This window comes from Hamadaea sp. NPDC051192 (assembly GCF_040682475.1).
Lineage (GTDB): Bacteria > Actinomycetota > Actinomycetes > Mycobacteriales > Micromonosporaceae > Hamadaea > Hamadaea flava.
The window spans coordinates 23,575-31,087 of the sequence record NZ_JBFBAZ010000096.1; the positions used below are offsets into that span (position 1 = coordinate 23,575).

8 protein-coding genes are annotated in these 7,513 nt (G+C 67.6%); 5 read left to right on the forward strand and 3 right to left on the reverse strand.

The genetic code is table 11. The annotated features are described in order from the left end of the window. Positions 1 to 65: 65 nt before the first annotated feature. Complete coding sequence (locus AB0M47_RS30165) at positions 66 to 719, reverse strand: PadR family transcriptional regulator (protein WP_363420003.1); 654 nt, start codon at positions 717 to 719, stop codon at positions 66 to 68. Positions 720 to 843: 124 nt separating this feature from the next. Between AB0M47_RS30165 and AB0M47_RS30170 the strand changes: the two genes are divergently transcribed. From AB0M47_RS30170 to AB0M47_RS30180, 3 genes are all read left to right on the forward strand, one after another. Beyond that, positions 844 to 2,532 carry a DHA2 family efflux MFS transporter permease subunit gene (locus AB0M47_RS30170; RefSeq protein ID WP_363420005.1) on the forward strand — a complete coding sequence of 563 codons (1,689 nt, stop codon included), beginning with the start codon at positions 844 to 846 and terminating at the stop codon, positions 2,530 to 2,532. Positions 2,533 to 2,690: 158 nt separating this feature from the next. Beyond that, positions 2,691 to 3,599, forward strand: coding sequence for a DNA-processing protein DprA (locus AB0M47_RS30175; RefSeq protein WP_363420007.1), 909 nt, complete (start codon positions 2,691 to 2,693; stop codon positions 3,597 to 3,599). A 101-nt stretch (positions 3,600 to 3,700) separates the two neighbouring features. Beyond that, positions 3,701 to 3,964, forward strand: coding sequence for a hypothetical protein (locus AB0M47_RS30180; RefSeq protein ID WP_363420008.1), 264 nt, complete (start codon positions 3,701 to 3,703; stop codon positions 3,962 to 3,964). On the opposite strand, the gene AB0M47_RS30185 is transcribed toward AB0M47_RS30180, so the two are convergent. Beyond that, positions 3,949 to 4,287 (reverse strand): hypothetical protein, encoded by a 339-nt coding sequence (locus tag AB0M47_RS30185; protein WP_363420010.1) that lies wholly within the window; start codon positions 4,285 to 4,287, stop codon positions 3,949 to 3,951. The two genes, AB0M47_RS30180 and AB0M47_RS30185, sit on opposite strands and share 16 nt — an antisense overlap. On the opposite strand from AB0M47_RS30185, the gene AB0M47_RS30190 reads away from it, so the two are divergent. After that, on the forward strand, positions 4,220 to 4,810 hold the full coding sequence (locus tag AB0M47_RS30190) for a hypothetical protein (protein ID WP_363420012.1): 591 nt from the start codon (positions 4,220 to 4,222) through the stop codon (positions 4,808 to 4,810). The two genes, AB0M47_RS30185 and AB0M47_RS30190, sit on opposite strands and share 68 nt — an antisense overlap. Positions 4,811 to 4,813: 3 nt before the next feature. Here AB0M47_RS30190 and AB0M47_RS30195 read toward each other — a convergent pair whose 3' ends face one another. Then, positions 4,814 to 5,938: a trypsin-like serine protease gene (locus AB0M47_RS30195; protein WP_363420014.1), complete on the reverse strand. Its 1,125-nt coding sequence runs from the start codon at positions 5,936 to 5,938 to the stop codon at positions 4,814 to 4,816. Positions 5,939 to 6,157: 219 nt separating this feature from the next. Here AB0M47_RS30195 and AB0M47_RS30200 point away from each other — a divergent pair, with 219 nt between their 5' ends. After that, positions 6,158 to 7,285, forward strand: a complete 1,128-nt coding sequence (locus tag AB0M47_RS30200; RefSeq protein ID WP_363420016.1) for a hypothetical protein — start codon at positions 6,158 to 6,160, stop codon at positions 7,283 to 7,285. The last annotated feature ends 228 nt before the right edge of the window (positions 7,286 to 7,513 follow it).

The following is a 7,513-nucleotide window of genomic DNA, read 5'->3' on the forward strand; positions in this document are numbered from 1 at the left end:
CGCGGTTCGGTTCGCTCTGGTTTGGCCCCGGCGAGGTGTTGCAGCACCGCGCCGGGGTTCTTTCGTCAGGCCTTCGGTCTCCCCTCGGCCGTCAGTTCGTCCACGAAGCTCAGCAGCCGGCTCGGGTCGGCCCCGCTCTCGTGCCATTCCCGCCATTGCTGTGCGCCCGGGATGGTGCCGTCCCGCAGTTCGCCGAGCAGTCCCCTGATCCAGTCGGCCTCGGCTCGGCGTACGGCGAGGTCGTATTCGGCCTCCAGCAGGAAGATCCGGGGAACCGGAGTGGAGTCGAGGTTGGCCTTGGCGGTCGCGAGCTGGTCGTCGAGGCTGGCCAGCCGCTGCTCCAGCAACGCGATGACCTCGTCCGGCGCCAGTACGCCGATCAGCGACAGCCCGGCTTCGAACCGCGGGATCTCCCGTTCGGCGACGCCGACGATCTCGCGCATCCAGTCGGTCAGCTCGGCGCGCCCGGCGTCGGTGATCTCGTAGATCGTCCGCTCCGGCCGCAGCCCCTGCCGCTCACTCTGGACGGCCCGGATGAAACCGTGCTTCTCCAGGTTGCCGACCACGGTGTAGAGCGAGCCCCACTTGATCGGCATGTCCTGGTCCTTGCCCCGCTCGCGCAGCTCGGTCGCCAATTCGTAGGGATGCATGGGCTTGGCGAGGAGGTTGGCCAGGATCGCCAGCCCCAGCATGTTGCCGACTTTGCGCCGCTTCGCCATCGCCCCTCCCCGGTTCTTCGCGACTTACTCACCTTTACTCGTTGGCGAGTATACGTCCGCGAGTAAGAGCTGAGCAACATTGGCGATTCCCTGGACGTTTGGGCTCAGCCGGACGAGGCTACGGGTGGAGATCACACTTCGACTGGAGATCGCGACCATGACCTCAGGACCCGGCCGGCCGCCGGAGACCAAACACAGCCCGTGGCTCATCCTGGGCGTACTCTGCCTCGGGTTCTTCATGATCCTTTTGGATACGACGATCGTGAACATCGCGATCCCGGACATGATCGACCGGCTCGGCGCCTCACTCGATCAGATCCTCTGGATCCTCAACGCATACATCCTGGTCTACGCGGTGCTACTCATCACCTCAGGCCGCCTCGGCGACCTCTACGGTGCGAAACGGCTGTTCATCCTGGGCCTGATCATCTTCACGCTCGCCTCGGCGGCCTGCGGCCTCGCGCAGAACCCCGGCCAGCTGATCGCGTTCCGAGTCATCCAGGGCGTCGGCGGCGCGCTGCTGACCCCGCAGACCCTGTCCGTGCTGACCGTCATCTTCCCGCCGGAACGACGGGGCGCGGCGTTCGGCATCTGGGGCGCCGTCGCCGGCGTCGCCACGGTCGCCGGTCCGACACTGGGCGGCTGGCTGGTCACCAACTGGGACTGGCGCTGGATCTTCTACGTCAACGTGCCGGTCGGCATCATCGCCCTGATCATGGCCGTCATCGTCATGCCCGACCTGCGACTCAACCGCAAACACCAGCTCGACTACGTGGGCACCCTGCTGATCACGATCTCGCTCTTCCTCATCTGCTACGGCCTCATCGAGGGCCAGTCGCACGACTGGGGCAAGGTCTGGGGCCCGATCACCATCCCCATGATCATCGGCGCCGGGGTGATCGTGCTCGCGCTCTTCCTCTGGCAGCAGTACACCCAGCGCAACCGCGAGCCGCTGGTGCCGTTCCGCATCTTCGCCGACCGCAACTTCTCGCTGATGAACGGCGTCGTCGCCGCGATCGCGTTCGGCATGCTCGGCCTGTTCCTGCCGCTGATCATCTACCTGCAGTCGGTGCTGAACCTGACCGCGCTCCAAGCCGGCCTCGCCGTCGCGCCGATGTCGCTCGTCTCGATGTTCGTGGCCCCGCTCGCCGGACGGCTGTCGGACAAGACCGGCGGCAAATGGGTGCTCTTCTTCGGCCTGAGCCTCTGGGTGATCGGCCTGAGCATCGTGGTCTTCTCGGCACAGGTGAACTCCAACCGGGGCGACCTGATCCCCGGCCTGCTCGTCGCCGGGCTCGGCCTGGGCTGCACTTTCGCCCCGCTGCAGACGATCGCGATGCGCAACGTCCAGCCGCAGGTCGCCGGAGCGGCCTCCGGCATGATCAACACCACCCGCCAGCTCGGCGGCGTCATCGGCTCGGCAGCAGTCGGCGCGCTCCTGCAGAACCAGCTCGTCACCCACCTCACCGACAGCGCGCAGACCAACGCGACCGCGCTGCCACCGGACCAGCAAGGCCGATTCATCGACGCGTTCAAGGACGCCAGCTCGGGCAGCCTGGAGGTGGGCGCCGGGCAGAGCGGCGCGGCGCTGCCGCCCAACACGCCGCAGGCCATCGTCGAACTGGCCCTCAAGACGTTCCACGAGGGCTTCACCGCGGCCATGAAGAGCACCATGGTGCTGCCACTGATCGTGCTGGCCGTAGCAACGCTGACTGTGCTGTTCGTCCGCAACGGCGGCAAGGCGAACCCGCCGTCGGAACCGGCCGCGACGACCGGGAAGGTCACCCCGGAGACGACCCGCGTCGACTCCTGATCCGCCTCAGTCGCCTCACCAGTTCGCTCAGGCGCTCCTAGGTGAGAGACGGTCGAGGAAGTGTCGTACCCCGCCGGAAGGATGGCGACCGTGACGATCTTCGTGCCACGGTCGCAGCCTCCGGCGGGGTTCACCGTGCGGGCCTTAAGCTGTCGGCCATGACGGCTGGCCTTCTGGAGCAGGCGACTCTGGTCGCCCTCCTACGCACGCGGCCGGACAAGATGACCTGGCCCGAGATCACAGCGGAGGTGGTCGCCGACGGGACCAGCACGCAGCTCTGGGAACGGACCCGGCCGGCGTCGCTGCTCCCGACTCCCGGCGAGGCCGACCCGATCGAACAGGCGGCCGCGGACATCGCCGCCTGGCAGCAGTCCGAATTGAACTTCGTGACAGTTCTCGACGCCGACTATCCGGCACGCCTGCGCGGAGTGCACGAGGCACCACCGGTGCTGTTCGCTCGCGGCGAGCTGCGGCCCGCCGAGTTCGGAGTCTCCGTCGTCGGCTCACGGAAGGCCAGCGAGCAGGGCCTACGCGTCGCCGCAGCCATTGCGGAGGAACTCGTACGCCTGGACATGACGGTCGTGTCCGGTCTCGCGCAGGGGATCGACACGGCCGCGCACCGGGCGGCGCTGGCCCGCGACGGACGAACCGTCGCCGTGATCGGCACGGGAATCCGCGAGTACTACCCGGCGACGAACCGCCGCCTCCAGGACGAGATCGCCGAACGCGGCCTGCTGCTGTCACAGTTCTGGCCGGACGCCCCGCCGCAGAAGCACACCTTCCTCATGCGCAACGCGACCATGTCCGGTTACGGGATCGCCACGATCGTGGTGGAGGCCGGCGAGACCAGCGGCGCACGAGCTCAGGCCCGGATGGCCGTCGGCCACGGGCGGCCGGTCATCCTGACCGATGCTGTGGTGATGGCCACTCAGTGGGCGCGCGACCTCGTGGAACGCCCCGGCATCCACGTCGCGTGCGGCCTGGAGGACGTCGTACGCATCGTCGGCGAACTCCGGGCGAGCCTCGACGCCGAGGCGGAGGACGTCCGCCGGATTCTGTTCGCCTGAGATGCTCGACGCGGCCGCCCTCGACCAGCTCGAACAGCGACTGATCGCCCGAGCGGGCGGCTTCTTCCGCAACCCCGTACGCAGGCCGCGAACCACCTGTTGTGCCACCTGCATCACTCCGGTGGCCGACTACCTGCGGTGCTACGCATGCCCAGCGGCACCTGGCAGGGCATGGTCGCGGACTGGCCGACGCGGTCGGAGTACTCACCTACGCCGTCCACGGCGATCAGACCGCGTACATGATGCGCGGCTACAAGGCGACCCAGCCGGTGACCGAGCACCTGGCCGTCGTGTCGACGCTCACCTGGCTCGGCACAGGGCATGCACGGCCACTGCTCCGGGGCGCTCCTCAGCCCTGCCGGTGAGCCATTGGGCCACGGTCCCCTCGCTCCCACCCGAGCCGGGCGACGATCCGCTGCACCGGATCGTCGCCCAGTACCCGCCCGCGCCCACCGAGGTAGTGCTCGCCGGACATCCCGACGTCGGCTCGCCCCGCGAGGCGGCGCCCGATCACTTCCGGGCCGGTCCACTGCCCCGCCGCGCCCATGTCCTCCTCGTCGAAGACGCCGACCAGGCCGAGGTCGAGACGGCCGACGACAAGCCCGACCTGGGGCTGGCCGATGGCGACGACCAGGACGAAGTCGACGACGGGCAGCCTCCACTGGCTGCGGCCGCCGCCCGTCCTCACCGCGCTGGCCGCGCGGCCGCGCACCGCCAGCGACCTGGACCTCGACGAGGACTTCACCGTCCGGCACTCCGCCGACCGCACCCGCCCGGCGATCGCCTTCCTCGGCCCCGTCCACATCGAGGCGTCCGGGCCACCGCCGGAGGAGCGCCAGCCATTCTTCTCCGAGCTGGTCATGTTCCTTGCCCAGCGGGGCAGCTGCGGCGCCAGCACCGACGAGATCATCACCCACCTGTGGCGCGACCGCGCCATCGGCGCCAACGTCGTGCGCGTCTACAAGGCTAAAGCCCCCAAGTGGCTCGGCGAGGACGACAACAGCGAGCCGTGGATCCCCCGAACTCCTCCGGCGGCGCGTACACCAGCCGCCGGGGCTACCTCACCGACTGGGACCTGTTCCGCCGTCGCCGCGCCCGCGGCGAGGCCCGCGGCCCGGCCGGGACCAGCGACCTGCACGCCGCCCGGTGTGCCCTTCGTTGCCCACTCGAGCCCCCGGCGTACGGGCATGGTCGGAGGTTTCCTAACCTAGGGATTACGCAATGACCGGCCCGCCCGGAGGCAGCGGCACGGTATCGGCACCGGTCGCCTGCAGAGTCAGATGCCATCGATCGAGCGCGGGCTGGATCGGGCTGATGTAGAGGTACTGAGGGTCTTCTGAAGTCGAGTCGGAGCAGGTCCCGCCGTCCTTGATGTGGTTGCCGCCGGTGATCGTCCCGACCGCGAGGACCAGCCCAGGCTGGACGGGATCCACCACGAACGCCGGCCCGCCGCTGTCTCCGTGGCATGCGCCCACCGTTCCGGCTGGCACCTTGACCTTGATCATGCCCTTGAATTTCAGGTAGTCCGTCTGAAAAGCGACGATTTCGAGTCCGCATCGAACACCGGTGACCGCCCCGGACACGCACAAGCTCTGGCCGACACGCAGATCACGGGCGACGCCCGACGCGTACTTGACGAAGCGGCCGCCGGTGGGACCGTCTGCTACTCGCGGGTCAGCCGGGGCGTCGATGAGCCCAACATCGCTAGCAGCGTCGACCTCGGCGAACGTTCCGAACTTGCTGGAGTTATCAACGCCGCCGTTCAGGAACCTGCCTTCCTTGCTGTAGACCGCTCCCCCCGATGTGAGTACGCAGTGCCCAGCGGTCACGAGGTAACTGCGATCACCGGGACCTGTGACAGCAAATCCTGTGGTGCATCTTCCTCGAGCGTAGGTGAGCCCTGAGCCGACCTCGGCGTAATAGAGCTGACCTGCGTAGTTACTGGTTGACGTTGTGGGTGTGTTGGTGTGCAGGCGGCCGAGAGGGTTGGCGGCGGCGCACGGTTCGACCTGGGTGTTGATGTCGGCTCCGGTGTTGAGCCAGACGTCGGCGAGCCAGCCAGCCTCGTTGCCGGCGCTGTCGGTGACCTGGTCCCAGTAGGGGTTGGTTCCGCCCGGTCCGGCGACCTGGTGATCGCCGACCCGGTAGCAGGTCACGGTGTAGACGCTGGCTGCGCTGGCGGTGCCGATGACCGCTCCTTCGGGCTCGTCGCGCAGGTTCGCGTCGGCGAACGGCGTGCCCTGCACGGTGGAGACGGGATCGGCCCCGGCGATGCCGTGGCCGACCAAGGCAGCGATCGCGGCCGCGGCCGCGGTGGCAATGATGATCTGTCGCTTCATGCTGTCCACGGTCGCCGGGTACCAGCGCAAGAGAAAGATCAATTGACCCCAGCATGGACCCGGTCGTTTCCCGTGGAGACGTGGCGTCAGTGGTTGGATCAGTTGAGGTTGCCACTGTGCTTTGAGCTGGCACTTTGATCGGCCAATAGTTTGTCCAATGCAGATTGCTCTGTGCGGCACAATGGTGGCCAGCAGCCGATCCTGGGGAGGACAGCCGCAGTGGCCCTCGAAGTCGATCCGGAAACGATCACGGACAAGGCGAGCCTGGGTGCGCAGTTGAGCGCGTTACACAGCCGCCGCAATCGGGCCATCAGGCTGCTATCGGAACGGTCAGGTTACTCGCCCAACCAAGTGCGCAATCTGATACGCGGCGCGAACGTGCCTCGCGATACAGATCAGTTCGCCGGGCTGGTTCGTGCCATGGGCGCCGATGCCAGCGTCGTTGACGCCTTCGTCCGGGCGGTGCATCGAATTCGTGAGGCGAACGCTGACCGATCCGCCGTGCCTGCCGAGCCAGACTCGGCTGAGCCTGAGCTGACGCCGCCGTCCCACGAGTATCCGGCCTTTGTCGTGGCGGAAGACCCGTGGGGCGATCCGGGTATGGCCGGGGTCGTCGAAGACCGCGTACGCAGACTCCACGAGGCGTACGAGGAAGGCTCGAACGATCCCAAATCGGTAGCGTTGCCCATTCCGAAGACTCGCATGGAGCGCCAGAGGCGGCGGGCGGCCATCGGCTCCCTCGTGGTGGCGCTGTTGCTGACTACCGCGGCCGTCTGGATTTGGAACGTCATCGAAGAACCGGAACCGACCGCTCAGCCGCCCGCGGCGTGGCCGACAGGGACCTTCGATGACCGTCCACTGCGCCCGACCGCCAGCCTGACGTCGGCGTCTACCGCCACCACGTCTGGTCTGACCGGCGCAGGCCCGAGCGGGTCGATCAGTCCCACGACAGCCAGCACGGAGAAATCGCGTCCGGCCGTGAACGTCACCACTGGCGCACCAGCGCCGCAAAGCACCCCCACAAGCGGCAACGCTGGGCAGAACCCGCCCGCATCACCGGTCTGGCATTACCCGATTTCGGCCTCGGCCACTGAAGGCGTGTGGGAACGCGTCGCGCCAAACACCGGTGCCACTGCGGTCGCATCCCGATGGCCTGGCGACGTACTGGAGATCGTTTGCCAGGTCAACAATGGAGATTGGGACGGCATGAACTACAACCCATCCAACCGCACTCAGCAGTTTCGGACCTGGGACAAGCTCAGCAACGGCCGCTGGATCTACGACTTCTGGGTCGACACTCCGCCGGTCGCAGCGGACGGCTACTCACCAGGCATCGCACACTGCTGAGACGTGGCGAGACCAGACGCTCATCGTGTCCCCAGAGCGTCCAAATTGCGCAACATACTGGGGTCAATTGATCTTTCTCTTGCGCTGGTACCCGGCGACCGTGGACAGCATGAAGCGACAGATCATCATTGCCACCGCGGCCGCGATCGCTGCCTTGGTCGGCCACGGCATCGCCGGGGGCCGATCCCGTCTCCACCGTGCAGGGCACGCCGTTCGCCGACGCGAACC